Genomic DNA, 26,978 nt, shown 5'->3' on the forward strand with positions numbered 1-26,978 from the left:
CGTCACCGCAGCGGCGCCGGGTGGAGCGGACGGGGCCGTCACCGCTTGATGAGCCGCTCGGCGATCGCGTCGGCGATCTCCGGGTCCTCCGTCCACACCGGATCGCCGGGGCGCGGGTCGTGGAACACCACGTCGGTGAAGCCGAGCGCCTCGTACCGGCCGACGAAGTCCTCGAACGCCGCGATGCTCGCCAGGGGCCGCTCGGCGGTGTTGCCGACGAGGTAGATCCGGTCCAGCGTCGCGGGGTCGCGGCCGAGGGCGGCGCAGCGCTCGTCGAGGATCGCGGCCTGACGGCGTACCGCGGCCTCGATCGCGGCAGGGGACTGGTCGGCGGCGTCGGGTTCGCCGAAGGTGATCCACGCGTCGCCGTGCCGGGCGGTGAGGGCGAGCGTACGCGGGCCGGCCGCCGCGACGGCGAGGGGCAGCCGGGGCCGCTGGACGCAGCCGGGCACCATCCGGGCGTCGTCGACGGTGTAGTGCCCGCCCCGGTGCGAGTACGCCGGCGAACGCAGCAACCCGTCGAGCACGTCCACGAACTCGATGAGCCGGTCCGCCCGCTGCCGGGGGCTGAGCACCGGGTCGCCGAGGACGGTGGCGTCGAAGCCGGTGCCGCCCGCGCCGACGCCGAGGGTGAGCCGGCCGTCGCTGACGTGGTCGAGCGTCATCGCCTCCTTCGCCAGCATCACCGGATGCCGGAACGTCGGCGACGTGACCATCGTGCCCAGCCGCACCCGGCTCGTCACCCCGGCGAGCCCGGTCAGCCAGGGGATCGCCGCGTGCCACGGCTCGTCGCGGTACCGGCGCCACGACAGGTGGTCATAGGTCCACAGATGCGCGTAGCCCAGCGCCTCGAGGTGGCGGGCCCGGGCGACCGATCGCGGCCACGGGTCGGTCGGGAGCAGCAGCACGCCGAGTCGCATGCCGTGATCCTATGGCGCCTACAGCACGGTGGGGTCGATGACCCGGACGTGCGGGTCGGTGACGTCGTAGCCGAGACGGGCCACCATGTCCGCGGTGCCGCCAGGTCCGTCGCCGTTGCGGCCGTCCCAGACCAGCAGCGCCCGCGGCCGGTCGTCGAGGCCCTTGACGAGCTCGACCATCCACTGGTTCGTCTGGCTGAAGACGTCGGCGTCGCCGGTACTGTGCAGCACCCGCACCTCGCTGCCGCGCAGCACGCGCTGGAAGCGGGCGCCCCAGTCGGTGCCGGGCAGCGCCACCGACGCCGGCTCGAACTCGGCCACCGGCATCGCCAGGCAGAGCGTCACGGCCGCGCCGCGGGCGATCGCGGCCTCTGCGGCGATCAGGTCGGCACCGCGGGCGCCGCCGCACACGAGCACCGACCCGGGGCCGACGCGCCACTCGTCGAAGGTCTCCGCCACCAGCCTGGCGACCTCGCCGACGACCCGCTGCGGAAACCGCGGCGCCGGCCGGCCGGGCGCGTCGACGAGGTGGCCGCTGGCCAGGACGACGGGCATCATCGCTCGACGCCGGGCGTCGTCGTGCCGTCGGCCTGCCTCAGCACCAGCTGCCCCCAGTGTCCGTTCTCGGTCCGCAGGACCTCCTCGACCCGCAGCACCGCGGCCGGGTCGTCCGGCGCGTCCCGCCAGGAGTGACCGGCCGAGCGTACCCCCTTCAGCGCGTCCTCATAGGACCGTCGCAGGCTGGCGAACCCCATCAGGGAGCTGTACCCGGCGACCGCACCGGCGAGCGCGGCGATCAGCGCCGCGACCAGGCCGCACACGCCGCGGGCGGTCGCCGAGCCCGGCCCGCTGAACACCTGCGCGGTCGCGCCGACCACACCCGACAGCACCAGCAGCCCGTTGCGGAGCCGGACGCCCTGTTTGTAGGCGTTGCGGAACTCGTCGCGGCGCTGCTCCAGAAACCGTTGCTGCTCCTGTACGCGGTGCCGCTCGTACAGGTCGCGGAACTGCGACTCGCGGTCGGTCACGTCAGCTCCTCGCCCTCGTCGATCGCGTCGACCGCGCGGCCGAGCAGGCGCACGCGATTGTCGTCCGTGTATGGCGCGACGCGGGCGAGATAGGTGAAGTACAGCGCCCGCAGGCGCTCCGCCTTGACCCGCGCGAGCCGGTAGTCGGCGAGCGCGTGATCGTCCACGACGAACTGCGACACACCCGCCAGCGCGACGGCCAGCACGGCCAGAACCGCCGACGGCCAGCGCTGGTCGGACAGGACCGCCTGCAGCCCGCCGAGCCCGGTCAGCAGCGCGGACCCGAGCAGCACGACGATGCCCTGCAGCCGGTAGCTGTGCTGGCCGCGCAGCGCCTCGAGGTCGTAGCGCTCGAACCGCTCCTCGACCGGGCGCAGCGCCTCGAAGTCCTCGGCGAGCGCCGGGAAGCCGGCCTTCGCCGCGGGTGGCATGATCGGATCGGACACGAGCCGCGATCCGGGTCGCGGAAACCGCCGGAAAAGGTCGCGCACGCCGCCTCCGTCACCATCGACATCGTCGGTGCTGAATCTACGGAAATCCCGCGACCGATGACAACGGTCGAATCGCCCGCACCCCCGACCCGAACCGCCGACCCGTGGTGCGTGTGTTCACCGCCGGAACCGGCTCATCGCACGATGCCGGCGTACCGTTGACTCGAAGGGGGTGGGTCAGATGATCGTCACCCAGGAACAGATGCGGGTGGGTATGCCGGCGATGTCTGTCTACGAACACCTCGTGCGGCTCAGCGAACACCCGCGGTTCATGTCCGGGGTCCTCGCCGTGAACCAGGCCGGCGACGACGCCGCGCAGCTGACGCTCGACATCGGTGGCCGCCGGGTCGAGATCGACGCGGTCCTCGGGGAATCCGAGCCGGGACGGTACGTGCGGTGGGACAGCGAGCAGCTCGTCGAGGCGTTCTGGCTGGAGCCGCTCGACGACGGCACCACCAACGTGGTGGCGGTCGCACAGCTGGACGAACGCCTGGTGCGCACGCACGGCGCGCAGCCGGACGCGACGTTGCACGCCCGGCTGCGCATGGATCTGAAGGGCTTCAAGCGTTACTGCGAGGAGTGCGACGACTGACCGTCAGTAGCGGTAGTGCTCCGGCTTGTACGGGCCGGCCACGTCGACCCCGATGTACTCCGCCTGCTCCTTGGTCAGCTCGGTCAGCCGGACGCCGAGCGCCTCGAGGTGCAGCGCGGCGACCTTCTCGTCGAGGTGCTTCGGCAGGCGGTACACCTGGCGCTCGTACGCGTCCGGCTTCGTGAACAGCTCGATCTGCGCGATCGTCTGGTTGGTGAAGCTGTTGGACATGACGAAGCTCGGGTGACCGGTGGCGTTGCCCAGGTTGAGCAGCCGGCCCTCGGACAGCACGATGACCGCGTGGCCGTCGGGGAACGTCCACTCGTGCACCTGCGGCTTGATCTCGTTCTTCACGATGCCCGGGACCTTCTGCAGTCCCGCCATGTCGATCTCGTTGTCGAAGTGCCCGACGTTGCCGACGATCGCGTTGTGCTTCATGGCGGCCAGATCGGCGGCCATGATGATGTCCTTGTTGCCGGTGGTGGTGATGAACAGGTCCGCGGTCGTGACGACGTCCTCGAGGCGGACCACGGGCAGCCCGTGCATGGCGGCCTGCAGCGCGCAGATCGGGTCGATCTCGGTGACGACGACCCGGGCGCCCATGCCGCGCAGCGCCTCGGCGGCGCCCTTGCCCACGTCCCCGTAGCCGCAGACGACGGCGAGCTTCCCGGCGAGCATCACGTCCGTGGCGCGGTTGATGCCGTCGAGCAGCGAGTGGCGGATGCCGTACGTGTTGTCGAACTTCGACTTGGTGACCGAGTCGTTGACGTTGATCGCGGGGAACAGCAGCTCACCGCTCTCGGCGAGCTTGTAGAGCCGCTTGACGCCGTTGGTGGTCTCCTCGGTGACGCCGCGGATGCCGGCGGCCAGCTTCGTGAAGCGGCGGCCGTCCTTCGCGAGGCTGTCGGCGAGGGTACCGAGGACCAGCGCGTACTCCTCCGAGTCGGCGGACGTCGGCTGCGGCACCTGGCCCGCGGCCTCGAACTCGACGCCCTTGTGCACCAGCAGCGTGGCGTCGCCGCCGTCGTCGACGATCATGTTCGGGCCGAGGCCGTCACCGAAGTCGAACAGCTGGTCGGTGCACCACCAGTACTCGGCGAGCGTCTCGCCCTTCCACGCGAACACCGGCGTGCCTTTGGGCTCCTCCGGCGTGCCGTCCGGGCCGACGACGACCGCGGCGGCAGCCTCGTCCTGCGTGGAGAAGATGTTGCAGGAGACCCAGCGGACCTCGGCGCCGAGCGCGACGAGGGTCTCGATGAGCACCGCGGTCTGCACGGTCATGTGCAGCGAGCCGGCGATCCGCGCGCCCCGCAACGGCTGCGCGTCGGCGAACTCGCGACGCGTCGCCATCAGGCCCGGCATCTCGTGCTCGGCGAGGCGGATCTGGGTCCGGCCGGCGGCCGCGAGGGAGAGGTCGGCAACGGCGAACTCGATCCCGTTGCGCGTCTGCAGGTACTTGTGCATAGCCTAAGGTCACCTCCCGGTGACAGGAGGCGCCCTTGGGTCAAGGGTAGTCACCAGCCGAGCGTGGCGAGCCCTTCAGGGCCCGTCGCAGCGCCTCTCGGCCGTGACCGCGGCGTTGCCTTGTGCTCGGCCGCGATTGGATCCGACGGTACCGCCTTCGTCGTTTTCCCCGCAACCGAGTGTGCGGTAGACGTCACGGAGCAGGTCGGTCACCTCGAACCGGCCGACGGTGAGCCTCAGCTGGTCGAGCTGGTCGAGGAGGGCGTCGGGTTTCGCGATCGCGCCGGGCAGGGGTTCATGCCGTGCGGTGACCCTGGGCCCGGCGGTCCAGAACCCTGCTTGGCGCCGGGGTTCGTCGGTGCCGGGCGCGACGTGTCCCACGTCCGAGACGCGGTGGCTGCGCAGCTCCTCGAGGAGCTCGTCACGGCCCTTGCCGCGCCACGCGAGGATGGTGAACGGGTCGCTGTCGAACTCCTCGGCGAGGACGTAGCAGGCGGCGGTCAGGTGCCGGCACGGCTTCTGCCAGCCGGGGCAGTCGCAGTCCATGACGAGCTCGGTGAGGCTCTGCGGGAACAGCGACAGCCCGTAGCCCTGCAGCAGCTGGTCCAGGTCGTCCGGCAGGTGGCCGGCGAGCAACTGCGCGGCGTACCGCGCCTCCTTGGACAGGGCCCGTTCGATGCGCGCCCAGTCGGCCGCGGAGAACGCCTTCGTGGCGATGCGGCCGCGGTACGTCTCGCCGTCCTCGTCGAGCACCAGCGCCGTCACGATGCTGCTGGAGATGGTGAGCGACCGGACGTTGCCGGCGCGGGCGTAGCGGCGGCCGACGGAAAATGTCGTACCCATGCGCAAGGATTCCAGCATGGCGATGAACTGGTGGGACCAGCTGGTCTCAGGCATCCGTCGCCTCATGCAGGTCAGTGGTGCGCAGGGTCATCAGGTCCAGGAGGTCGTCGGTCGACAGGCCCGTGAGCCAGCCCTCGCCGCTGCCGACGGCGACCCCGGCGAGGGTCCGCTTCTCCGCCATGATGGTGTCGACCCGCTCCTCGATGGTGCCGACGCAGACGAAGGTGTGCACCTGCACGTCGCGGCGCTGCCCGATGCGGAAGGCGCGGTCCGTGGCCTGCTGCTCGGTCGCCGGGTTCCACCACCTGTCGACGTGCACGACGTGGTTGGCGGCGGTCAGGTTGAGCCCGGTCCCGCCCGCCTTCAGCGACAGCAGCAGCACCCCCGGCCCTTTCCCGGTCTGGAAACGCTCCACCATCGCGTCGCGGGCGCCCTTCGCGGTGCCCCCGTGCAGGAACTCCACACCGGTCCCGAGCCGCCCCGCCAGGTAGGGCGCCAGCAGGTGGCCGAACTTGGCGAACTGCGTGAAGACCAGCGCCCGGTCCCCGGCGTCGAGCGCCGTGGCGAGGATCTCCTCGAGGCGCGCCAGCTTCCCCGACCGTCCCGCCAGTGGCGTGCCGTCGCCCATCAGGTGCGCCGGATGGTTGCACACCTGCTTGAGCTTCGTCATCGCCGACAGCACCAGCCCCTTGCGCCGCTCACCGGACCGCCCCTCGCGCAGCTTCACGAAGAGCTCGTTGACGACCGCCTTGTAGAGCGTCGCCTGTTCGAGGGTCAGGTTGCACCACTGGCGGCGTTCGAACTTGTCCGGCAGGTCCGCGATGACCGCCCGGTCGGTCTTCACCCGGCGCAGCAGGAAGGGCCGGGTGACCCGGCGCAGGCGGGCGGCCGCGTCGGCGTCGGCGTAGCGCTCGACCGGTACCGAGTAGCGGGCGCGGAAGATGCTCGCCGGCCCGAGGATGCCGGGGTTGAGGAAGTCCGCGATCGACCACAGCTCCGTCAGCCGGTTCTCCACCGGCGTGCCGGTCAGCGCGACCCGGTGCCGCGCCGGGATCCGCCGCACCGCCCGCGCCGCGGCGCCGGTGCTGTTCTTCACCTGCTGCGCCTCGTCGAGCACGATCCGGTCCCAGTCCCGTGCCGCGAGCCGGTCGACGTCCCGGGTCGCGACCTGGTAGGTGGTGAGGACCAGGTCGGCGTCGTCGTGTTCGCCCATCGCCCGTTCCGTGCCGTGGTGGACGGCGACCCGCAGGCCGGGCGTGAAGCGTCCGATCTCGCGCCGCCAGTTGCCGAGCACCGACAGCGGGCACACGATCAGCGTCGGCGGGCGGGGGCCGCGCTCGCGCAGCAGCGCCTCCAGCGCCAGGACCTGCACGGTCTTGCCGAGGCCCATGTCGTCGGCGAGCAGCGCCCCGACGCCGAGCCCGTCGAGGAAGGCCAGCCACGACAGGCCCTTGCGCTGGTAGGGCCGCAGCGTCGTGGCGAGGGACGCGGGCGGCTCCAGAAGCTCCAGGCGCTCCACGGCCCGGCCCGTCAGCAGGTCCGCGAGCCATCCGGTGCCGTCGACGCCGGTGACCGGCAGGGGCAGGTCGCCCTCGGGGACAAGCCTGACGAGCCGCATCGCCTCGCCGGCCGACATGTGCCCGTGCCCGCCCCGGGCGAGGAAGGCGAGGCCGGCGCGGAGCTTCTCCCGGTCGAGGTGCACCCAGCGGCCGCGCAGCCGCACCAGCGGCACCTTCGCCCGCGCGAGGGCCCGCAGGTCCGCCTCGCTGAGGAACTCGTCACCGATCGCGAGGCCCCACCGGAAGCGCACGATCGCGGCCCGGTTCGCCGTCGTGTCGCGCAGCACCGGGGCCGCGGGCTGCGCCGTGTGCGTCGTCAGCGTCAGCCCCAGGTCCTGCCGCCGCTGCCACTGCGCCGGCAGGATCACCCCGAAGCCCGCGTCGTGCAGCATCCCCGCGTGCCGCAGGAAGCAGTAGGCGCCGATCGTGTCCAGCCGCAGCTGCTCGGGGCGCGCGTGGTGCAGCGCCTCGTCGAGCTCGGGCCAGAGGCGGCTCGCCCTGCCGAGGTCCGCCAGCAGCACGTCCTGCGGGTAGTCGACCCACCGGAAGAGCGGCGACGACCCGCTGCGCCAGACGTCCTTGGCCGGCACGAGCAGTCCGGGCTCCGCGACCGGCTGCAGCATGAACTCCACCAGCCACCCGGACACGTCCCGCTCGCCGTCGACCCGCACCCCGGCCTCGCCGGCCGCCCCGGCGTCGTCCTCGCCCTCGTCGAACTCCTCGACGAAGGTCAACCGGAAGCACAACCGCACCGCCGCCGGCCGGCCGCTCTCCGCCCACCGCCGGATCTCGTCCCGCACTCGCCGCACGTCGGTGCTCTCCCGCACGGCCCGCCCCACCACGCCACCCGACCCGACCGCCACGCTGCCGCCGCTCAGCGCGCTGCCGCCGCTCGGTGTGTCCCGGGCGCTCGGCGCGTTGGTGTTGTTGCTCGGTGCGTTGTCGCTGTTCGGTGTGTTCCCGGTGCTTGGAGCGCTGCCGGTTCTCGGTGCGTTGCTGTTGTTCAATGCGCTGCTCGACCCGTTGCCGTTGTTCAGCGCGCTGCCGCTGTTGGGTGTGTTCGCAGTGCTCGACGCGTTGCTGTTGGTGCTGGGTGCGTTGTCGCTGTTGGGTTTGTCGCCGGTGCTCGGCGTGCTGTATCTGCTCGGGCCGTTGCCGTTGGTCGGTGCGCTGTCGGTGTTCGGTCCGCTGCTGCCGGTCGGCCTGGCACCGTTACGCAGCTCGCTGCTGCTGATTGCGCTGTCGCTGCCGGGTGAGGTGCGCCCATCGACCGGCCGGCTGTGGCTGTTCGCAGGGTTGCGCTCGTCGTCCGGGCGTTCGTCAGGCCCGTTGCCATCTGCCGGCTCGGCAACGCTGTCGCCGTTGCCGGCGTCGTTGCCTTTGCCGGCCTCGCGGAGGCCGCCGCCGCCGTGACTCGCCTCGCTGGTGTTGGTGCCGTTGCCGCCGTCGTTGCTGCTGCCGGCCTTGCGGAGGCCGCCGCCGTGACTCGCCTCGCTGGTGTTGGTGCCGTTGCCGCCGTCGTTGCTGCTGCCGGCCTCGTGGAGGCCGCCGCCGTCGCTCGCCTCATTGGCGTTGTTGCCGCTGCGGGCGTTGTTGCCGTTCCCGCGGAGGCTGCCGTCGTTACGCGCCTTGCCGGGGTTGTCGACGTTGCTCGGGTGGTTGGCGGGCTGCCGGTGTTCGGAGTCGTTGCTGTGCGGGCGATCGGCGAGCTGCGGCGCTGGGTGCGAGGGCGGCTCACGGGTGGCGGCGCCGGCGTCCGGGGCCGGGCGTTCGCGGAGAGTGGGGTCGGGTGAGGTCAGGGCGGCGAGCCAGGCGCGGACGGTGCTGTCCTGGCGGACCGCCGCGTCGGTGATGATGGGGCGGCCGGCGAGGGCTGCGCGGACCAGCGCGTCGACCTGGTGGTCGAGCGCGGCGCGGACGGCTTCCTCGGGGGTCCAGTCGCGGGCGGCGCAGGCGACGCCCGGCATCGAGCGGCACAGGGACTCGAACGCGATGGCGTCGTCGGCCCACAGGACGGGGCGCCAGCGGGCCTCGATCGGGTGGTCGAGGAGGTCGGGGAGGACGCGTCCGCGGTGCACCAGATCGGCGGCGAGTGTGACCAGGTCCGTCAGCGCGCCGATCGACGGGCCCGCCACGACGGCCGTGCCGGTGGTGAGGGCCGCTTCGAGGTCGGTGCCGGGTGGGGCGTAGACGATCGGGACGGTCCACAGCATCGTGCCGGTGGTGTCGGGGTCGCGGTCGGTGGCGGCCGGCGGGGTGAGGGTGGGGGAGGGCAGCGGGCGGGCACCGGTCGTCGGCAGGGCCAGGTCGGCGGTGGCGACGTCGCCGGGGAGCGGGGGGAGGACCGCGAACGGATGGGGGACCGCCCGTCTGGGGCGGCGGCGCAGGCCTGAGGCCGGGCCTGGGGTGGTCTCGGCCCAGTAGGCGAGCCGGCCACCACCGGTGATGACCCCGTGCACCACGTTCACTCCGAGACCCTACTCCGGATGCCGGCCGCTACCCGAGCGGCGTGGCCGGCTTCGTGTGGAGGATCTCGCGGACCTGTTCGGCGGCGCGGAGGATGCTCTCGCTGATGAAGTCGCTGAAGCGGGCGATGTTCTCGAGGCGGACGGCGGCGGGGGTGCCCGGGCCGAGGACGGCGACGCCGTGGCGGGCGGTCGTGGCCACCTGGGCGATGCCGTGGGCGCTGGCGATCGTCGACTGGTACCAGACGTCGTCGTCGACGAAGTACCGCTCGCGGCGGCGGTCGTCGCGTTCGCGGCGGATGAGGCCCTGCTGCTCGAGGAACGCGATGGCCTTGGACACCGACGCCGGGCTGATCTGCAGGTGCTGGACGAGCTGCGCGGCGGTGAGGCTGCCGGCGTCGGCGGTGAAGAGGCAGGTCAGCACCCGGGCCACCATCTTCGGCAGGCCCTGCTGCATCAGCAGGGTGGTGAACGTCTCCTCGTACTCGCGGACCGCGGCGTCGTCGCGTCCGTTGTCCCGGACGACGGTCCGCGGCCTGGCGGGCGGCGCGGTCCGGCGGCGGTGGGCACGGCGCTCGGTGGCGCGGTGGGCGAGGTCGGCACGGTACGCGGTGGGGCCGCCGTTGCGCATCACCTCACGCGTGATGGTCGACGTGGGGCGGTCGAGCCGCCGGGCGATCTCGGCATACGCGAGGCCGTCGGCGAGCCCCGTAGCGATCAGCTGCCGCTCCTGCTGGCTGAGCCTGCCTCCCGGCACCGCCGTCTCCCTTCCCCGGTACTGCAAGCGTAGCGTTCGCCGGCAGCCCAATGCAACGAAGCGAGGGCCGTTCATTGCGTTAATCGCGACCCCATTGCAACGAATTCACGGCAGTGAGCTGCTGTAACGTCAGCTCGGTGCAACGACATCGTTGCCCGAAATGCGAACGCAAAGTAGCGTTTCTGACGTTGGAAAGAATGAGGACGCGAGGAGAACGCAATGCAGCAGTTCGACAGCCCCGCCGCCGTCACCGCCGCGCTGGAGGTCCCCGCCGGCCGGATCCAGGTCATCGCCGCCGACCGGGGCGACACCACCGTCGAGGTGCTTCCCGCCGACGCGGGCAAGCGGCGCGACGTGCAGTCGGCCGAGCAGACCCAGGTCGAGTTCGGCGACGGTGTCCTGCGGGTCACGGCTCCCGCCGGCAGCGCGGCCGGGTCGGTCGAGGTGACCGTGCGGGTCCCCGCCGGCTCGCACGTCGAGGTGAAGGCCGCCGCCGCCGAGTTCCGGGGCGTCGGCCGGCTCGGCGACGTCGCCGCCGAAGGCCTGTACCGCACGGTGAAGATCGACGAGGCGGCGAGCGCGCGCCTGTCCGCCCACGACGGCGACGTCACGGTCGGGCGGCTCACCGGACCGGGCGAGATCAGCACCATGAAGGGCGACATCCACGTCGCCGAGGCCGTGCGCGGCGCGGTCGTCCTGCGCACCCAGATGGGCGACGTGACCGTCCGTGCCGCCGCCGGTGTCGACGCCTCGCTGGACGCCGGCACAGGGCACGGCCGGGTCCACAACGCGCTCAGGAACGCCGGCAGCCCCGAGCTGACCATCCACGCCACCACCGCCCACGGCGACATCGACGCCCGCAGCCTCTGAACCCCCCGTAGACACCAAGGGAGACGCCATGAACAGCACCAAGACCGACGCGACCTGGACCGGCATGATCCCGGTCGACGACACCGCCCTCGCCGCCACCGACACCGGCGGCACCGGGATCCCGCTGGTGTACCTCAACGGCCAGTTCGCCACGCAGGGCTACTGGCGGCGGGTCATCGCCGAGCTCGGGGAAGGCCCGCAGTGGCGGCACATCACGTATGACGAGCGGGCCCGCGGCAGGTCGAGACGCTCGCAGGACTACTCGTTCGAGGCCGCCGTCCGCGACGTCGACGCCGTCCTCGCGGCCCGGGACGTCGACCGGGCGGTGCTGGTCGGCTGGTCCTACGGGGCGTACGTCGCGGCGCACTGGGCCAGCCGCAACCCGGCCCGGACGATCGGCGCGGTCCTGGTCGACGGCGCACAGCCGTACGACTGGCTGGACGAGGCCATGGAGGTGCGGATCCGCAAGATGTTCCGGCGGATGGGCTGGTTCCTGCCGCTGCTGCGCCCGACCGGACTCGCCCCGAGGATGACGGCGGACCAGCAGGCCGACAGCAACATCGAGATCGGCAGGATCTCCCGCGTCAGCGAGCTCGGCCCGGTGCTGGACCGCATCACGGTCCCGACCCGGTACGTGGTCGCGTCCGGGACGTCCCTCGGCAGCCGCGGCGACGAGCAGGAGCGCATCCGCGCCGGTCTCGGTGCGGTGACCGAGCGGAACCCGAACATCCGCATCAGCGCGAAGGTCCCCAGCAACCACGGGGCCATCCTGAAGAAGGACTTCCGTGCCGTCGCCGACGCCGTGCGGGACGCCGCGGAGCTCTAAGCTGGCGGCGTGGCGGAGAGCATGGAGCTGAGTCGATTCCACCGGTTGTGGGCGGCGGCCGCCGCGGGCAACCTCGGCGACGGCGTCTACCGGGTCGCGATCCTGCTGCTCGCCGCGCGGCTGACCAGCGACCCGGTGGCGTTCTCGGCGCTGACGGCCCTCGGGTTCGTGCCGTGGCTGCTGCTCGGGCTGCCCGCCGGCGTCCTCGTCGACCGGTATGACCGGCGGCGGCTGGCGCTGCTCGTCGGGATCGTGCGCACCGCGGTGCTGGTGGCGCTGCTGGCGGCGGTCGCCACGGACGTGGTGTCGTTGTGGCTGCTGTACGGCGTGGTCGTCGTCCTCGGCGCGGGCGAGACGGTGTACGACACGTCGATCCACTCGATGGTGCCGGCCGTCGTCGGCGACCGGGAGCGCCTGGAGGCCGCCAACGGCAGGCTGCAGGGCGCGGACATGCTCGTCCAGAACTTCATCGCCCCGCCGCTGGCCAGCGCCGTGTTCGCCGTCACCGCGAGCGGAGCGTTCGGCGTCAACGTCGCCTGCTACGCGATCGCCGCCGCGCTCATGCTCGCGCTGCCCGGCACGTACCGCGTCGCCCAAGGAAACGGGACCGCGCCGATGGGGCGGGCGATCGGCGAGGCGCTCCGGTTCGTGCGCGGCCACCGGGTGCACCGGGCGATGCTCTCCGTGGTGATCGTGCTCGGGTTCGCCAACGCGATGGCCACCGCACTCGTCGCGCTGTGGACCCGGGAGACTCTTGATGTGCCCGAGGCCGCGTTCGGCGCGTTCCTGCTGACCGCCTCCGTCGGCGGGCTCCTCGGCAGCCAGACCGCCGCCCCGGTCGCGAGACGCACCGGCCGCGGGCGGGCGATGGTCCTCGCGGCGACCGTCACCGGCGTCGGGATGCTCCTCGCCGCCGCGACCCGGAACCTGTTCGTGGCGGCGGTCGCGTGGGCGCTGACCGGGTGGGCGATCCTGGTGTGGAACGTCGTCTACGGGTCCCTGCGGCAGCGCCTGACCCCCGACGCGCTGCTCGGCCGCACGATCGGCGTCTACCGGGTCGTCGCCTGGGGTGTCATGCCGCTGGGTGCGCTCGCCGGTGGCGTGCTGGCCGACGCCGGCGACCTGCGGACCCCGATCCTCGTGGCGGCGCTGCTGACCCTCGCCGCCGGCGGGTACGCCGCGTCCGCCCTCACCAACGCGCGCATCGATGCGGCGGTCGCCGAGGCCGATCTCGCGAACGCGCGGCAGTGAGTGGTAGAACCAGCGGATGGGGTACTCCGTGCGGCCCACGGGCAGGCTGCTGCTGCCGGCCGCGGACGACGTCGCCGCCGCCACCGCCGTCAGGGCCGCCCTGGGCGAGCGGGACGGCTGGTTCAACGAGGTGATCTTCCCGGACGCGCACACGATCGCCGACCTCGCCTGGGTGGGCGCGGCGCAGGTCGTGCGGGACGGGGACTGGATCGAGTTCGCGCGGGACGAGGATGGCGACGCGAAGTGGTCGCAGCAGGCGACCGCGTTCTACGTGGAGCTGGCGCCGTTCGTCCGCGCCGGCACGGTCAGCTGCACCGGCGAGGACGGCTCCACCTGGGCCTACGCGTACGCTGACGGCAAGATCACGCAGCAGGGCTGGAACGCCTGGGACTGCTCCCTGGAGCCCTTCGGCGAGCCCGTCTACCCCTGGCGCGAAACCTGAGGCTCAGCCGTGGTCGCGGCGCAGGGTGAGCTCGGACGCCCTGGTCGGCGGCGCCGGCTCCGAGCCGTAGGACGCCAGGAGCGTGCACGACAGCGGCGCGTCCGGCGCGGTGATCCGGTGGGCGGTCACGTACGCGGAGTCCCAGTGGACGCGGGGCACGTCGCCGCTGGGGCCGAAGCAGGCGTCGAGCTCCGCCCGGGTGAGGGTCGGCTCGACGAAGTGGATGACGACCGCGGACAGCCCCGCCCGGTCGAAGGCCAGCTCGAGGCGGGCGGTGCCGGGCGGGCTCGGCTGCACGAACAGGCGGCCGGAGTCGTCCTGCGTCGGCGCGGGCAGCCCCAGCAGCGCGGCGACCTCGGCGGGGTGCTCGGTGGTGACGCCGCAGATCCGCCGCGCCCACGTCCACAACAGGTCGGTGGTGATCGGCCGGGCGATCAGGTCCAGCAGGTGCGCCGGCGCCGGCGGGCGGCGCCACACGGTGGGCCAGTCGTCGAGGTCGACCAGCTCGGATCCGTCGACGATGAGCGTGTACAGCGGCTCCGCCGGGAAGTCGTTGACCCGCACGGTGAGGTTGCGCCCGTCGATCTCGGCGTGGTACGGGAACTCGCCGTCACCCGAGTGCTCCCACCGGATGGGTGTGGCGATCAGGTCGCTCATCGCGCGGGTCCTCAGGCAGCTGGGTAAAGTGGACCCGAACAGCGTATGAGGTGTCCGCAAGCCCACAGTTGAGGGTCGTCACACCTGCCCCTGTTCAGGCAGCGACAGGGCTAACGTCGTCTTCGCTATGCGTCGTCATCTGATGTGGGTCATCGGGCTCACCGCGTACATCATCGCGGTCTTCCACCGTTCATCGCTCGGGGTCGCCGGGGTCGCCGCCGCGGACCGGTTCGGGGTCGGCACGTCGCTGCTGGCGCTGCTGTCCGTGGCGCAGCTGGCGGTGTACGCGGGCATGCAGATCCCGGTCGGGGTGCTGCTGGACCGGTTCGGGTCCCGGCGCATGCTCATCGGCGGCGGGCTGCTCATGGTCGCCGGGCAGCTGCTCTTCGCCTACGCGCACGACATCGGACCGGCGATCGCGGCCCGTGTGCTGATCGGCATCGGCGACGCGATGACGTTCATCAGTGTCCTGCGGGTCGTCGCGCTGTGGTACCCGCCGCGCCGCAACCCGCTGATGGTGCAGCTCACCGGCATGGTGGGGCAGCTCGGTGCGCTGTCGTCGGCGGTACCGCTGGTCGTGCTGCTCCGCGACGCCGGCTGGACCGCCACGTTCCTCGGCGCGGCCGCGCTCGGCGCCGCCGCGATCGCGCTCGTGGCCGTGAGCTTGCGGGACTCGCCAGTACAAGAGCCAAAAAAGACGGACATGTCGGATCGGGCGCTGAGGGCGTCGTGGGAGCACCCGGGTACGCGGCTCGGGCTGTGGACGCACTTCGTGGCGCAGTTCTCCGGCAGCGTGTTCGCGCTGCTGTGGGGCTATCCGTTCCTGACGCAGGGGGAGGGGCTGGCCCCGGCGACCGCCGCGCTGCTGCTGTCGCTGCTGACCGTCGGCGGCATCGTCCTCGGCCCCATCATCGGGCACTTCTGCGGCCGGCTGCCGTACCACCGCTCGACCCTGGTCCTGGCGATCGTCGCGACGTCGGCACTCGCCTGGGCGGTCGTGCTGCTGTGGCCCGGCCGCGCCCCCGTCGCGGTGCTGACCGCCCTGGTTTTGGTGCTCGCGATGAACGGCCCCGGCTCCATGATCGGCTTCGACTACGCCCGCTCGTTCAACCCGGCCGCCCGCATCGGCGGCGCGACCGGCATCGTCAACGTGGGCGGCTTCGTCGCCTCGATCCTGGTCATCATCGCCATCGGCGTCCTGCTCGACGTGCAGACCCCGGCCGGTGCCGCCCACCCGTCGCTGCACGCGTTCAAGTGGGCCTTCGCCGTCCAGTACGTGCTGTGGGCCCTCGGCGCCGCCCAGGTCTGGCACTACCGCCGCACGACCCGCCGCGCCATCCCCCCGGAGCACCTTGCCGCCATGCGCCGCGGCGACCCCCTGCCCGCCGCCGGCTGAGGCCGCTCGCTCCCGACGTCGGGCGCCGTTGCCGCATCCGGAAGCGCATCGGCCCGGTCCCGGTCGTGGCGGAGATGGACGGCCCCGCGGCGCCTTCAGTGCGGGTGCGGGGCCAGCACGTGGGCGGGCAGTACACGGCCGGCGAGGTCGGCGAGGCGGTCCGGGTGCAGCGCCGCGGTGAGCCGCTCCGTCACCTCCGGCGGCAGCCGGCGCGCCACCGCGGGTGCGGCAGCGGCGGCGAGCATGGTGGTGGTCGCGGCGGTGGCGGCGATGCCCCAGCCGACCGGCCCGAGCGGGGTGCAGCCGAAGAACTGGCTCAGGCCGGGGGTCTGGACGACGCCGGCCAGCACGGCGGCGGAGCCCAGGCTCGCGACGAGGACGCCGGGGCTGGCGTGCCCGACGAGCAGGGTCTGCCCGAGCTGCGTGCCGACCAGCGCGGCCAGCGCGACCGTGCGGGCCCGCACGCCGCGGCCGCTGAGGGTGGCGGCGACGGCCCACGCGCCGGCGGCGCCGGTGGTGGTGGCCGCCGCGCGCAGCGCGATGTCGTGGGTCAGCGCGGCGCCGAGCGAGGCCTCCGGCCCCTCGCTCAGCAGCACGCCGCTGCTGCCGGAGTCCGGCCGGCGCAGCGCGACCGCCAGGGCTGGTGCCAGGTCGGTGAGCAGGTTGACCAGCAGCAGTTGCCGGGCGTTGAGCGGCGAGGCGCCGGTGAGGGCGGCGCCGAGGACGGTGAAGCCGATCTCCCCGAGGTTGCCGCCGACGAGGATGCCGAGCGCCTCCCGCACGGCCCGCCACATCGCGCGGCCTTCGACCAGGGCGGCGATGATGGTCTCCAGGCGGTCGTCGGTGACGACGAGGTCGGCGGCGGCCCGGGCGGCGGGGGTGCCGCGCTGGCCGAGCGCGATGCCGACGTCGGCGAGGCGGATGGCGGGGGCGTCGTTGGCGCCGTCGCCCGTCATCGCCACGACCCGCTGGTTGGCCTGGAAGGCCTGGACCACGCGAACCTTGTGGGCCGGCGTGCCGCGGGCGACCACCGCGATGCGCGGCACGAGGTCGCGCAGCGCCCGGTCGTCCAGGGCGTCGATGTCGGCGCCGGTGACGACCCGGTGCCCGTTGAGCAGGCCGAGCTCGCCGGCGATGGTCTCGGCGGTGGCGGGGTGGTCCCCGGTGATCATGACGATCTGCGCGCCGGCCGTGCGCAGCTCGTCCAGCGAGGCGCCGGCGGTCGCGCGCACCGGGTCGGCGAGGGCGAGGAAACCGAGGAAGCACAGCCCGGCCACGGCGTCGTCGGTCAGCTCGGCCTCCGCGGGGCCGCGGGTCTCGGCCACCGCGAGGACGCGGAAGCCCTGCCTGGTGAGCCGCTCCAGCTGCTGGCGGACGCGGCGGCGGCCCGCGCCGGTGAGGGGCCGCTCCTCGCGGGGGTCGGCGCGCCAGGTGGTGCAGCGGGCCAGCACGAGCTCGGGCGCGCCCTTGACCGACAGCAGGCGGCCGGCGGTCGTGGTCGCGGCGGTGGCGTGGTAGCCGCGGCTGGGCTCGAACGGCAGCGTCAGGCGCGCCCGCCAGCCCGGTGCGCCGGCGGACTCGTCGACGCCCGCGTCCTCCACGCCGCCGCGCACGGCTCGGTCGGTGAGGTGGGCGAGCGGCTGGCCGCCGGTGGGGGCCGGGGTGGCCCGCAGGCCGGCGGCGAGCACCGCCCGGTGGGCCGGGTCCAGGCTGTCGACCGGCTGGATCGTGGCGGCGTCGGCGACGGCCGCCAGCCGGATGTGGCCCTGGGTCAGGGTGCCGGTCTTGTCGAAGCACAGCACGTCGACGCGGCCCAGCGCCTCAATCGTCCGGGCGTTGCGGACCAGCGCGCCCTGGCGGGACAGCCGGCGGGCCGCGGCCAGCTGTGCGGCGCTGACCAGGAACGGCAGCCCCTCCGGGACGCTGGCCACGGCGAGTCCCACGCCCGCGCCGATGGTGTCCCGCACCGGACGGCCGCGCAGCAGCCCGGCGGCCATGATTGCGGCGCCCGAGCCCAGCGCGATGGGCAGCGTCGTGTGGGTGATCTGCCCGAGCCGCGCCTCCACCCCGGTGGTCGGCGCCGCCTGGGCGGCGGTGGCCATGCTGCGACCGGCCTCGGTCGCCGCCCCGGTCGCGACCACGACGCCGACCGCGCGCCCGGCCGTCACCGTCGTGCCCTCGTAGACCATGCAGGCGCGATCGGCCACGTCGGCGGCGAGGACCGGGTCGGTGATCTTGGGCACCGGCATCGACTCGCCCGTCAGCGAGGACTCGTCCATCTCCAGAGCCTGCGCCTCGAGGAGCCGGCAGTCGGCGGGCATGACGTCGCCGGGCGCCAGCTGGATGATGTCGCCGGGCACCAGCTGGTCGGCGGGCAGGCGCACCGGCCGGCCGTCGCGGCGGACCGTGGCCATCACCGCCGAGCGGGCCAGCAGCTCCGCGACGGCACGGTCGGTCACCGTCTTCTGGACCGCGCCGACCACCGCGCCGACGGCGCTGGCGCCCAGCACGATGCCGGCGTCGACCAGGGAACCGATCGCCGCCGACAGGGCCGCGCCGCCGGCGAGGATCGGGGTCAGCGGGTTGGCCAGCTCCTCGGCGAAGGAGCGCATGAGGCTGGGCGCGGGCGGGCTGATCTGCGCATCGGGCCGATGCCGGCGCAGCGCCACCCGGGCGGGCAGCCCGTCGCCGGTGGAGTCGACCAGCTGCAGGACCCTGCCGACGGGCAGGGCATGCCACGCGGTGCTCGACACGGGCGGTGAGATGGGCCGGCGGGCGAGCTCGGCGGCGGCCCACACACCCTGCACCACGGACAGGGCGGCGGCACCGTTGACGGCGAGCAGGGCCCGCCCGGCCGCGCCCCGGGGCGCGCCGGTGACCGTGGTGATCGCTCCGATCGCGGAGCCGGACTCGGCCAGGCGGACCCCGCGCCGGCCGACCCGGCGGGCGACGTCGACCGCGTCGATGAGCAGGGCGGCGGCCTCCAGGACGTCGCCGGCCAGCACGTGCGCGCCCCAGGGCGGCCGGTCGTCCGGGCCGTTCACCCCGATGCCGACGTCGGCGCCGGCCAGCGCGGCGGCCTGATCGGAGACCAGCAGCACCACGTGACCGTCGGCCTGCAGCTCGCGGATGTTGCCGAGCAGGTGCCGCCGGCCGGGTACGTCGCCCGCATCGATGCCCTCGGCCCCTCGCGGCCGGCCGCCGGCGAAGACCAGCCTGGTGCCGCTGCGCCGCGCCGCCGCGACGAGCGCGTCAGCGCTGCCGGCCGGCTGGGGCACGAGGCTGACCAGCGCCTCGAGCCTGGTGCCGTGCGCGAGCCCGAGTACGTGCACGGTGCCGTCACGCTGCAGGCGTTGCCGCGTCCGGGCACCGGTCCGGCCGCGCAGCCGCAACCGGTCGACCGGTCCGAGCTGCCAGCCGTCCTGTTCCACCGGCTGGCCGGTCGCCTCGGCGCTGAACAGCCGCTGGGCCTGGAGCCGGACCTCCTCAGCGTCGGCGTCGGGCAGGGGATGCACGTCCTGGACCATGAGGCGGCCCGTGGTCAGGGCGGCCAGGTCGAGGATCACCGTGTCGACGCGGTCGAGCAGCCGCAGGACGCCCGGGTCCATCACGTGCGCGCGGCGGCCGGCGAGGGTGCGGCCCAGCTGCGCGGCGAAGGCCTCGCGCCCGGCCCCCGGGGCCTTGGGCAGGCCGGCCACCGCGATCGCGGCCGCCCGCCTCGCGCCGCCCGCGGCCAGCGCGACGACGGCCGCCCCGGCCCCGACGGCGACGCTGCGCGGGGCGTAGTGCTCGACGATCCCGTCGGGCACGGGGCGGGGTCGTTCGGTGACGACCGGGTCGGCGGCGGCCCGCTGCGGCGTGCGCAGCAGGGCCGGCTCGGCGCGCCAGGCCTCGCGCCGGGCCCGCGCCTCGGCCAGCTGGCCGACGCGCACCGCCGCGTCCACCCCCAGCCCGCCGAAGCCGCCGACCAGGCCCTGAGCGGCGGCGTTGCTGATCGCGAGCACGGAGTCGGCCCGGCCGCGGCCGAGCGCCCGCTCGAGGACGGCCCGCACCTTCGGCTGGGTGTCGACGAAGGTGACGAGGGAGGCGGCCTCCACCGCACCGGGCACGTACCGGGCGACGCGGCCGACGGTGGCGACCACCAGGCCGGCCGCATCGGCGATCAGGGCCGTGGCCGCCCGCTCCATGACCGCGGGGTGATCCGGTGCCGGCGGCCGGTCGGCGGGTCGGTCGTCGATGTCGGGGAACCGCTCCCGTACGTCCCGCACCACCGCGGTGAGCTGCGCATGGGTGGGTGCGGGCCGGGCGATGCCCAGCACGACCCGCTGCAACGGTGCGTTGACCACCGCCCACGAGACGCCGGGCAGCTGCCGGAGCGCGATGCACAACTCCGCGCGGTAGCCGGCCGCCTCCGGGCGGGCAACGCCCGGGACGTCCAAGGCGACGCGATCGGTGGTCACCGGCTCGCCCGGGGACCCGCGGTGGCGGTCCCCGGTGAGGCCGGCGACGGCGCGGACGGCCCCGGCGGCAAGCCGGGACGGGGTCCGCACCACGTTCAGCAGCGCCACCCGGCTAAGCCGCTTCCAGCGCCTCGCCGAACTCGTGCACCACCTTGTTGCGCCGGTTTGTCGCGATCGTGTGGCCGGCGGCGACCACGACGGCCACCGGCCATTCGATGGCGCCCATCACGGCCAGGACGCCGATGCCGCCCAGGAAGGCGAGTTCGTCGGTCGGGGGCAGCTGGAAGGTGCCCAGCATCGGCACGTTCAGGCGGGTGCTGTTGTGCTCGGTCACGTGATGGGCGGCCGTCCGCATGGGGTGCGGGTCCGCGCCGTCGGTGCCGTGGGGCTGGGCCTTCGCTTCTTCGCTGCGTGCCCGCCGGGCGCGGGAAGCGGCCTTGGTCTGCGTGGGGTGCGCCTCCGCGACTTCGGTGCCGTGCGGCTGGGCGCCTTCGGTGCCGTGCGGGCGGGCGGTCGCTTCTTCGGTGCGTGCGCGCCGGGCGCGCGGAGTGGCCTTGGTCTGCGTGGCCATCGCAACCTCCTTTGGCCGAGGTTCTGAGCAGGCTGCTACCCACGCCGGTTGGAGGTAAACGGCAAGCCAACAGCGCGTGGCCGATCGGTTGCCTGCCTCGTCCGGCCCGCCGCGGAAACGGACGGTTGTCAGCCGGCCGGGTTCCAGGTGGCGAGGGCCGCGGCCCGGGCGACCGCCTGTTTCGCGGCCTTCGCGACCCGCTCAGGGTGCAGCTCCGGGCCATACCGATCATCTCACCACTGGACAGGAACAGTAAAGAAACCTAATAATGGCGAGCACCGTCGATGGAGGACACCCCCATGAAGCGCATAGCGCTCATCCTCGGCGCCGCGATCCTGCTGGTGACCGGTTTGCTCGTCACGACCAACGCCTACGCCGCCAACCTGCTGACCAACCCCGGGTTCGAGAACGGGAACCTGTCCGGCTGGTCCTGTACCGGCACCGGGTCCGGGGCCGTGACCACCCCGGTCCACTCCGGGTCCTACGCGCTCAACGGCAACGCCACCGCGTCCGACACCGCCCAGTGCACGCAGACCGTCGCCGTCCAGCCGAGCACCGCCTACACGCTCACCGGCTGGGTCCGCGGCTCCTACGTGTACCTCGGCATCACCGGTGGCGCGTCGACCTGGACCAGCGGGACCGCCTACAGCAAGCTCACCGTGCCGTTCACCACCGCCGCCGGCCAGACGTCGGTGCAGGTGTTCCTGCACGGCTGGTACGGCACCGGCGCGTACCAGGCCGACGACATCTCGCTCGACGGCCCCGGCGGGCAGCCGAGCCCGACGACCGCGTCGCCCACGGCGAGCAAGAGCCCCAGCACGAGCCCGTCCCCGTCGAAGTCCCCGTCCGCGTCGCCGTCGAAGTCGCCGTCCACGTCACCGTCCACGTCCCAGCCGCCGGTCACCGGGCTGCCGAAGCACGCGCTCATCGGCTACCTGCACGCCAGCTTCGCCAACGGCTCCGGCTACGTGCGGATGGCCGACATCCCGGCCGCCTGGGACATCATCAACCTGTCGTTCGGCGAGCCGACCTCGGTGACGTCCGGCGACATCCGGTTCAACCGCTGCCCGGTCGCCGAATGCCCGAACGTCGAGTCCGACGCCGATTTCCTCGCCGCGATCAAGGCGAAGCAGGCCCAGGGCAAGAAGGTCCTGATCTCCATCGGCGGCCAGAACGGCCAGGTGCAGCTCACCACCGCCGGCGCCCGCGACGCGTTCGTCAACTCGGTCAGCGCGATCATCGACCGGTGGGGCCTGGACGGCCTCGACATCGACTTCGAGGGCCACTCGCTCTACCTGAACGCCGGCGACAGCGACTTCCGCAACCCGACGACCCCGGTCGTGGTGAACCTGATCGCCGCGCTCAAGTCGCTGAAGGCGAAGTACGGCAACAAGTTCGTGCTGACGATGGCGCCGGAGACGTTCTTCGTGCAGCTCGGCTACCAGTTCTACGGCGGCACGACGCAGGGCGACAACCGGGCCGGGTCCTACCTGCCGGTCATCCACGCCGTGCGGGACTTCCTCACCGTGCTGCACGTCCAGGACTACAACTCCGGTCCGATCACCGGCCTGGACAACCAGTACCACCAGATGGGCAACGCCGACTTCCACATCGCGATGACCGACATGATGAAGGCCGGCTTCCCGGTCGCGAACACCGGTCAGACGTTCCCGGGGCTGCGCGAGGACCAGATCGCGTTCGGCGTGCCGGCGGCGGTCAGCGCGGGCAACGGCTATGTCGCCCCCGCGGTCGTCCAGGCCGCCGTCAACTGCCTCGTCAAGGGGACGGGCTGCGGCGGGTACACCCTGCGCGGCGGCACCTCGCCCAACTTCCGCGGCCTGATGACCTGGTCCATCAACTGGGACCGGTACTACTCCTGGGAGTTCATGAACACCCAGGAACCGTTCCTGAACGCCCTGCCGTAGCGACCAGGCCGCGCTGCCGTAGGTTCGAGAGCGTGAGCGCACTTGATCTCGTCAGCACCTGGCCAGTCACCACCGCGTCGGTCGCGGTCGTGGGTCCCGAAGGGATCCGCGACCGCACCGGCCCGGATGACCCCCTGCCGTGGGCGTCCGTCACGAAACTGCTGACGGCGCTCACGGTGCTCGTCGCCGTCGACAAGGGCGACGTCCTGCTCGACGAGCCCGCCGGCCCGGAGGGCGCCACCGTCCGGCACCTGCTGGCCCACACCTCCGGGGTCGCGTTCGACGACGACACGCAGGTCGCCGCGCCCGGCCGGAAGCGGATCTACTCCAACCGAGGGTTCGAGCTGCTCGCCGACTTCGTGCTGACCCGCACCGGCGGCACGTTCGCGGAGCTGCTCACCGAGTCGGTGCTGCGCCCGCTCGGCATGGGGGGCACCACCCTCGAGGGCTCGCCCGCCGCCGGGGCGCGGGGACCGCTGTCCGACCTGGCCCTGCTCGGCCAGGAGCTGCTCGACCCGTCGCTGGCCCCGGACCTGATGCCGGAGGCCGTCACCGTCCAGTTCCCAGGAGTCTCCGGTGTACTGCCCGGCTTCGGCCGTCAGGACCCGAACGACTGGGGGCTGGGCTTCGAGATCCGCGACGGCAAGTCGCCGCACTGGACGGGGTCGCGCAACTCGCCCGCCACGTTCGGCCACTTCGGCCGCTCCGGCACGTTCCTGTGGGTCGACCCGGTCGCGGGCCTCGCCTGCGCCTGCCTGACCGACCGGGACTTCGGCGAATGGTCGGCCGAGGTGTGGCCGGTGCTGTCGGACGCCGTCCTCGGACAGCAGCACGAAGGGCGCCCTCGTGGGTGAGGGCGCCCTTCGGTTCAGGGGGCTACGACCAGCTGGACGTCGCCCAGGCGTCGGCGGACCAGTAGTGGCCGCTCCAGTAGTGCCCGGACCAGTAGTGACCGGTCCAGTACTGCTCGGACCACTCCGGGTCGCTCCAGGAGCCGGTGCCGGTCCACGGCGAGCCCTGCCACGAGGCCGCGGCCCAGGTGCGCGAGGTCGACGGCGGGACCCAGCGCTGGTTGTCCTGGTCAACGCAGTCCCAGATCTGCAGCTGGGTGCCGTTGGCGGAGTTCAGGCCGGTCACGTCGAGGCACTTGCTCGCGTTGACGTTCACCAGCTGGCGGGCGGTGTTGACCCGCCACTGCTGGGCCGGCGTGCCGTTGCAGTCGAAGAGCTGGACCTTGGTGCCGTTGGTGGTGCCGGCGGACGTGACGTCCAGGCACTTGCCGAGCGCCTGCGCGCTGCCGTCCGCGGCGAGGACCCAGTACTGCGCCGGCGTGTTGTTGCAGTCGTACAGCTGGATCGGCGTGCCGTTGATGTTCTGCCGGTTCTGCACGTCGATGCACTTGCCCGCGAAGCCGGTGATCTGGCCGGTGCCGCCGGTGCCGCCGGCGCCCGTCCAGGTGTCGCCGGCCATGCGGTACCCCATCCACATGCCGCCGTTCCAGGACGTCTTGTTCGCGGCGAGGCTGGCCCAGGCGGTGCCGTTGAAGGGGCCGAAGATCGACTGCTCGCCCTTGAGGTCGACGTTGTTGAACGACAGGTGGTTGCCGCCGCGGGTGGTCTCCAGGGACCCGCTGCCGTTGCTCTTCGTGAGCGTCTGCGTGACGGTGGGGGTGGCCGCGGCGACCGCGGCGGCGACGTTGAGCTCCTTCAGGCCCTTGGCCGCGGCGGTGCCGGTCGTCAGCGTCGTCGCGGTGGACGTCAGCAGCTTCTTCACCTGGTCGGGGGTCAGCGACGGCCGCTGCTGCAGCAGCAGCGCCGCGGCGGAGGCGGTGACGGCCGCGGCCTGTGACGTGCCGCTGCCCTTGAAACCCGTGTCGCCGACGCGCGCCGACGGGTACTGCTGGTCGACGTTGGAGCCCGGGTCGCGCAGCGAGACGATCGACGTGCCCGGCGCCAGGATGTCGACCTTGCGGGCCGCGTTGGAGTTGTTGGTGTACGAGGCGAGGTCGTCGTCGGACGTGGCGATGGTGTTGTTCGTGGTCGACGCGCCGACGGCGAGCACGAACGGGTCCATCGCCGGGTTCGTGAGCGCGGTGGTGGTGTTGCCGTCGTTGCCGGCGGCGACGACGACCACGATGCCGGCCTGCCAGGCCTGCTCGACGGCGAACATCAGCGGGTCGACGGTCGAGGCCGACATGCCGCTGGTGCCGTAGCTGAGGTTGAGCACCCGGATCGGGCTCGACGGGTCGTGGTTGCGGTTCTGCACGACCCAGTCGATCGCGGCGATCATCTGCGACACGTCGTTGGCTCCGGTCGCGGTGCCGACCTTGACGGAGGTCACCTTCGCCTTCGGGGACAGGCCGATCGTGCCGGACGCCGCGTCGTTGCCGACCATGATGCCGGCCATGTGCGTGCCGTGGCCGAACGTGTCCAGGTAGCGCAGCTGGCCCGACTGCGACTCGAACGACAGGTCGGGCCCGTTGACGACCTGCGCCGCCGGCAGCCCGGCGACCGGGGCGACCCCCGTGTCGATCAGCGCGATGCCGACCCCCTGGCCGGTCAGCGCCGCCGCGGCGCCGCTGTCGGCCTTGATGATCGACCGCACGCTCTTGACCGTGGTGCCGGCGCCGGCCGGCCACTCGTCGGCCGACCAGCCACCGCCCAGCCGGCTCCCGCCGGTGGGCTCCGGGCTGGTCGCAGCGGCGGCGGGACCGCCGATCCCGAGCAGCCCCAACGACGTCGCGACGGCCACCAGTCCCGACGCGCCAGCGCGCAGTCGTCGGCGGCCCGTCATCGGCTTCATCATCCGCATCTCCCCATCCATGGAGCACGAACGCACTCACTCCATGCGTTCGAATCACCACGATGCGCTGCCATGCACCGAAAGTCACGGGCTCATCACCAGAATGCGCCGATCGCCCGACAGGCTTTCTGACCTGCTGTCATACGCCTCGGCACGGCACGATCCGGTCGCCTGACACCGCTTTGCCAGCGCCCCGGCTCTGTCAGCGCCCCGGCTTTGCCAGGGCCTCGGCTTTGTCAGGGCTCCGGCTTTGTCAGGGCTCCGGCGGCCCATCCGCCCTAGGGTTGGGGCCATGGCGGAAACCGTGGACGTGGTCGTGGTCGGGCTCGGTGTCGGCGGCGAGGAGGTCGCCGGCCGGCTCGCGGAGGCGGGCCTGACCGTGGTGGGGATCGAGGGGCGGCTCGTCGGCGGCGAGTGCCCGTACTGGGGCTGCGTGCCGAGCAAGATGATGATCCGGGCCGGCAACGCGCTCGCCGAGGCCCGCCGCGTGCCCGGCCTGGCCGGCGCGGCCGAGGTGCGGTCCGACTGGGCGCCGGTCGCCCGCCGGATCCGCGAGGAGGCCACCGACTCGTGGGACGACAAGGTCGCCGTCGACCGCCTGGTCGGCAAGGGCGTCACCTTCGTCCGCGGCTGGGCGTCCGTGACGGGTCCGCGCGAGGTCACGGTCGGCGACCGGGTGTTCCACGCCACCCGCGGCATCGTGATCGGCACCGGGAGCGAGCCGGCGGTCCCGCCGATCGACGGCCTCGCCGGCACCCCGCTGTGGACCAACCGCGAGGCGATCGAGGCCGCCACGCTGCCCGCGTCGCTGATCGTGCTGGGCGGCGGCGCGATCGGCGTGGAGCTCGCCCAGGTCTTCGCCCGCTTCGGCGTGGCGGTCACCGTCGTCGAGGCCGCCGACCGCCTCCTCGCCCTGGAGGAGCCGGAGTCCTCCGACCTCGCCCGCGACGCGCTCACCCGCGACGGCGTCACCGTGCACGTCAGCGCGCAGGCATCGGCGGTACACCACGACGACACCGGATTCACGATGACCCTCGCCGGCGGCCGGACGGTCACCGCGGCCAAGCTGCTCGTCGCGACCGGCCGGAAGGTCGACCTGTCCAGGCTCGGCGTCGACCGGCTCGGCCTCGACCCCACCGCCCGCTCCGTCACCGTCGACGACCGCATGCGCGCCGCCGACCGCGTCTGGGCCGTCGGCGACGTCACCGGCCACGGCGCGTTCACCCACATGGCGATGTACCAGGCGGGCATCGCCGTGCGCGACATCCTCGGCCAGGACGGCCCGCCCGCCGACTACCGCGCGGCGCCGCGGGTCACGTTCACCGACCCGGAGATCGGCGCCGTCGGCCTCACCGCCGCCCAGGCCCGCGACGCGGGGCTGCGCGTCAGGGTCGGCACCGGACAGCTCCCGTCGACGTCGCGCGGCTGGATCCACAAGCTCGGCAACGAGGGCTTCATCAAGCTCGTCGAGGACGCCGACCGCGGTGTCCTCGTCGGTGCCACCTCAGCCGGCCCGGTCGGTGGCGAGGTCCTGTCCGCCCTCGCGGTCGCCGTCCACGCCCGGGTCCCGGTCGACACCCTCCGCCACATGATCTACGCCTACCCGACCTTCCACCGCGGCATCGAGGACGCCCTGCGCGACCTGCACTGATCTCCTCA

The 26,978-nt window shown here is 73.2% G+C and carries 21 protein-coding genes and 1 riboswitch; of the genes, 9 read left to right on the top strand and 12 right to left on the bottom strand.

Going from position 1 to position 26,978, the window contains the following annotated elements; translation table 11 throughout:
* Positions 1 to 38 precede the first annotated feature (38 nt).
* The 4 genes from ACFY3L_RS03160 to ACFY3L_RS03175 are packed head-to-tail and all read right to left on the bottom strand — an operon-like array spanning position 39 to position 2,394.
* Positions 39 to 920 (bottom strand): LLM class flavin-dependent oxidoreductase, encoded by an 882-nt coding sequence (locus ACFY3L_RS03160; RefSeq protein WP_389318179.1) that lies wholly within the window; start codon positions 918 to 920, stop codon positions 39 to 41.
* Between the two features lie 18 nt (positions 921 to 938).
* A complete protein-coding gene (locus ACFY3L_RS03165; protein WP_389318181.1) occupies positions 939 to 1,478 on the bottom strand; it encodes a hypothetical protein in 540 nt (179 codons plus the stop codon).
* A complete protein-coding gene (locus ACFY3L_RS03170; protein ID WP_389318183.1) occupies positions 1,475 to 1,948 on the bottom strand; it encodes an SLATT domain-containing protein in 474 nt (157 codons plus the stop codon). The genes ACFY3L_RS03165 and ACFY3L_RS03170 overlap by 4 nt, the downstream gene beginning before the upstream one ends.
* The gene (locus ACFY3L_RS03175) at positions 1,945 to 2,394 is read right to left on the bottom strand and encodes a DUF4231 domain-containing protein (RefSeq protein WP_389318185.1); all 450 of its coding nucleotides are present in this window, start codon (positions 2,392 to 2,394) and stop codon (positions 1,945 to 1,947) included. The genes ACFY3L_RS03170 and ACFY3L_RS03175 overlap by 4 nt, the downstream gene beginning before the upstream one ends.
* 226 nt (positions 2,395 to 2,620) lie before the next feature.
* Here ACFY3L_RS03175 and ACFY3L_RS03180 point away from each other — a divergent pair, with 226 nt between their 5' ends.
* Complete coding sequence (locus ACFY3L_RS03180; RefSeq protein ID WP_389318187.1) at positions 2,621 to 3,031, top strand: hypothetical protein; 411 nt, start codon at positions 2,621 to 2,623, stop codon at positions 3,029 to 3,031.
* Positions 3,032 to 3,034: 3 nt separating this feature from the next.
* Here the strand turns inward: ACFY3L_RS03180 and ahcY are convergent, their stop codons facing one another.
* The 4 genes from ahcY to ACFY3L_RS03200 form a co-directional block, all read right to left on the bottom strand.
* Entirely contained in the window at positions 3,035 to 4,495 is a 1,461-nt protein-coding gene (gene ahcY, locus ACFY3L_RS03185; protein WP_389318189.1) for an adenosylhomocysteinase, read from the bottom strand.
* Between the two features lie 20 nt (positions 4,496 to 4,515).
* Positions 4,516 to 4,600, bottom strand: a riboswitch (S-adenosyl-L-homocysteine riboswitch).
* Positions 4,571 to 5,338, bottom strand: coding sequence for a hypothetical protein (locus ACFY3L_RS03190; RefSeq protein WP_389318190.1), 768 nt, complete (start codon positions 5,336 to 5,338; stop codon positions 4,571 to 4,573). (Overlaps the previous riboswitch by 30 nt.)
* A 46-nt stretch (positions 5,339 to 5,384) precedes the next feature.
* A complete protein-coding gene (locus ACFY3L_RS03195; protein ID WP_389318192.1) occupies positions 5,385 to 9,365 on the bottom strand; it encodes an SNF2-related protein in 3,981 nt (1,326 codons plus the stop codon).
* A gap of 28 nt (positions 9,366 to 9,393) precedes the next feature.
* Positions 9,394 to 10,119, bottom strand: coding sequence for a helix-turn-helix domain-containing protein (locus ACFY3L_RS03200; protein WP_389318194.1), 726 nt, complete (start codon positions 10,117 to 10,119; stop codon positions 9,394 to 9,396).
* 219 nt (positions 10,120 to 10,338) lie between these two features.
* Here ACFY3L_RS03200 and ACFY3L_RS03205 point away from each other — a divergent pair, with 219 nt between their 5' ends.
* The 4 genes from ACFY3L_RS03205 to ACFY3L_RS03220 are packed head-to-tail and all read left to right on the top strand — an operon-like array spanning position 10,339 to position 13,508.
* On the top strand, positions 10,339 to 10,989 hold the full coding sequence (locus ACFY3L_RS03205; RefSeq protein WP_389318195.1) for a DUF4097 family beta strand repeat-containing protein: 651 nt from the start codon (positions 10,339 to 10,341) through the stop codon (positions 10,987 to 10,989).
* Between the two features lie 28 nt (positions 10,990 to 11,017).
* Positions 11,018 to 11,815, top strand: a complete 798-nt coding sequence (locus ACFY3L_RS03210; RefSeq protein ID WP_389318196.1) for an alpha/beta fold hydrolase — start codon at positions 11,018 to 11,020, stop codon at positions 11,813 to 11,815.
* Positions 11,816 to 11,824: 9 nt separating this feature from the next.
* Positions 11,825 to 13,066 (top strand): MFS transporter, encoded by a 1,242-nt coding sequence (locus ACFY3L_RS03215; protein ID WP_389318197.1) that lies wholly within the window; start codon positions 11,825 to 11,827, stop codon positions 13,064 to 13,066.
* A 16-nt stretch (positions 13,067 to 13,082) separates the two neighbouring features.
* On the top strand, positions 13,083 to 13,508 hold the full coding sequence (locus ACFY3L_RS03220; protein ID WP_389318198.1) for a hypothetical protein: 426 nt from the start codon (positions 13,083 to 13,085) through the stop codon (positions 13,506 to 13,508).
* A gap of 3 nt (positions 13,509 to 13,511) precedes the next feature.
* On the opposite strand, the gene ACFY3L_RS03225 is transcribed toward ACFY3L_RS03220, so the two are convergent.
* Complete coding sequence (locus ACFY3L_RS03225; protein ID WP_389318200.1) at positions 13,512 to 14,165, bottom strand: hypothetical protein; 654 nt, start codon at positions 14,163 to 14,165, stop codon at positions 13,512 to 13,514.
* A 127-nt stretch (positions 14,166 to 14,292) separates the two neighbouring features.
* Between ACFY3L_RS03225 and ACFY3L_RS03230 the strand changes: the two genes are divergently transcribed.
* Positions 14,293 to 15,561, top strand: coding sequence for a nitrate/nitrite transporter (locus tag ACFY3L_RS03230; RefSeq protein ID WP_389318202.1), 1,269 nt, complete (start codon positions 14,293 to 14,295; stop codon positions 15,559 to 15,561).
* Positions 15,562 to 15,656: 95 nt separating this feature from the next.
* Here the strand turns inward: ACFY3L_RS03230 and ACFY3L_RS03235 are convergent, their stop codons facing one another.
* Positions 15,657 to 20,129, bottom strand: a complete 4,473-nt coding sequence (locus ACFY3L_RS03235) for an HAD-IC family P-type ATPase (protein ID WP_389318204.1) — start codon at positions 20,127 to 20,129, stop codon at positions 15,657 to 15,659.
* A 4-nt stretch (positions 20,130 to 20,133) separates the two neighbouring features.
* The gene (locus ACFY3L_RS03240; RefSeq protein WP_389318206.1) at positions 20,134 to 20,592 is read right to left on the bottom strand and encodes a hypothetical protein; all 459 of its coding nucleotides are present in this window, start codon (positions 20,590 to 20,592) and stop codon (positions 20,134 to 20,136) included.
* Positions 20,593 to 20,891: 299 nt separating this feature from the next.
* On the opposite strand from ACFY3L_RS03240, the gene ACFY3L_RS03245 reads away from it, so the two are divergent.
* Positions 20,892 to 22,517 (top strand): chitinase, encoded by a 1,626-nt coding sequence (locus tag ACFY3L_RS03245; protein WP_389318208.1) that lies wholly within the window; start codon positions 20,892 to 20,894, stop codon positions 22,515 to 22,517.
* Positions 22,518 to 22,549: 32 nt separating this feature from the next.
* The gene (locus ACFY3L_RS03250) at positions 22,550 to 23,371 is read left to right on the top strand and encodes a serine hydrolase domain-containing protein (protein WP_389318209.1); all 822 of its coding nucleotides are present in this window, start codon (positions 22,550 to 22,552) and stop codon (positions 23,369 to 23,371) included.
* A gap of 22 nt (positions 23,372 to 23,393) precedes the next feature.
* Here the strand turns inward: ACFY3L_RS03250 and ACFY3L_RS03255 are convergent, their stop codons facing one another.
* Positions 23,394 to 25,310 carry a S8 family serine peptidase gene (locus tag ACFY3L_RS03255; RefSeq protein WP_389318211.1) on the bottom strand — a complete coding sequence of 639 codons (1,917 nt, stop codon included), beginning with the start codon at positions 25,308 to 25,310 and terminating at the stop codon, positions 23,394 to 23,396.
* 301 nt (positions 25,311 to 25,611) lie between these two features.
* Between ACFY3L_RS03255 and ACFY3L_RS03260 the strand changes: the two genes are divergently transcribed.
* On the top strand, positions 25,612 to 26,970 hold the full coding sequence (locus ACFY3L_RS03260) for a dihydrolipoyl dehydrogenase family protein (RefSeq protein WP_389318213.1): 1,359 nt from the start codon (positions 25,612 to 25,614) through the stop codon (positions 26,968 to 26,970).
* Positions 26,971 to 26,978 lie beyond the last annotated feature (8 nt).

The sequence above is a fragment of the Dactylosporangium sp. NPDC000521 genome, from assembly GCF_042898305.1.
Taxonomy (GTDB): Bacteria; Actinomycetota; Actinomycetes; order Mycobacteriales; family Micromonosporaceae; genus Dactylosporangium.

What these genes read in the sequence shown, in the direction of transcription:
- ACFY3L_RS03160 (WP_389318179.1), bottom strand. Translation starts at nt 920, where the DNA reads ATGCGACTCGGCGTGCTGCTGCTCCCGACCGACCCGTGGCCGCGATCG.
- ACFY3L_RS03165 (WP_389318181.1), bottom strand. Translation starts at nt 1,478, where the DNA reads ATGATGCCCGTCGTCCTGGCCAGCGGCCACCTCGTCGACGCGCCCGGC.
- ACFY3L_RS03180 (WP_389318187.1), top strand. Translation starts at nt 2,621, where the DNA reads ATGATCGTCACCCAGGAACAGATGCGGGTGGGTATGCCGGCGATGTCT.
- ahcY (WP_389318189.1), bottom strand. Translation starts at nt 4,495, where the DNA reads ATGCACAAGTACCTGCAGACGCGCAACGGGATCGAGTTCGCCGTTGCC.
- ACFY3L_RS03190 (WP_389318190.1), bottom strand. Translation starts at nt 5,338, where the DNA reads ATGGGTACGACATTTTCCGTCGGCCGCCGCTACGCCCGCGCCGGCAAC.
- ACFY3L_RS03205 (WP_389318195.1), top strand. Translation starts at nt 10,339, where the DNA reads ATGCAGCAGTTCGACAGCCCCGCCGCCGTCACCGCCGCGCTGGAGGTC.
- ACFY3L_RS03210 (WP_389318196.1), top strand. Translation starts at nt 11,018, where the DNA reads ATGAACAGCACCAAGACCGACGCGACCTGGACCGGCATGATCCCGGTC.
- ACFY3L_RS03220 (WP_389318198.1), top strand. Translation starts at nt 13,083, where the DNA reads ATGGGGTACTCCGTGCGGCCCACGGGCAGGCTGCTGCTGCCGGCCGCG.
- ACFY3L_RS03225 (WP_389318200.1), bottom strand. Translation starts at nt 14,165, where the DNA reads ATGAGCGACCTGATCGCCACACCCATCCGGTGGGAGCACTCGGGTGAC.
- ACFY3L_RS03230 (WP_389318202.1), top strand. Translation starts at nt 14,293, where the DNA reads ATGCGTCGTCATCTGATGTGGGTCATCGGGCTCACCGCGTACATCATC.
- ACFY3L_RS03240 (WP_389318206.1), bottom strand. Translation starts at nt 20,592, where the DNA reads ATGGCCACGCAGACCAAGGCCACTCCGCGCGCCCGGCGCGCACGCACC.
- ACFY3L_RS03245 (WP_389318208.1), top strand. Translation starts at nt 20,892, where the DNA reads ATGAAGCGCATAGCGCTCATCCTCGGCGCCGCGATCCTGCTGGTGACC.
- ACFY3L_RS03255 (WP_389318211.1), bottom strand. Translation starts at nt 25,310, where the DNA reads ATGACGGGCCGCCGACGACTGCGCGCTGGCGCGTCGGGACTGGTGGCC.
- ACFY3L_RS03260 (WP_389318213.1), top strand. Translation starts at nt 25,612, where the DNA reads ATGGCGGAAACCGTGGACGTGGTCGTGGTCGGGCTCGGTGTCGGCGGC.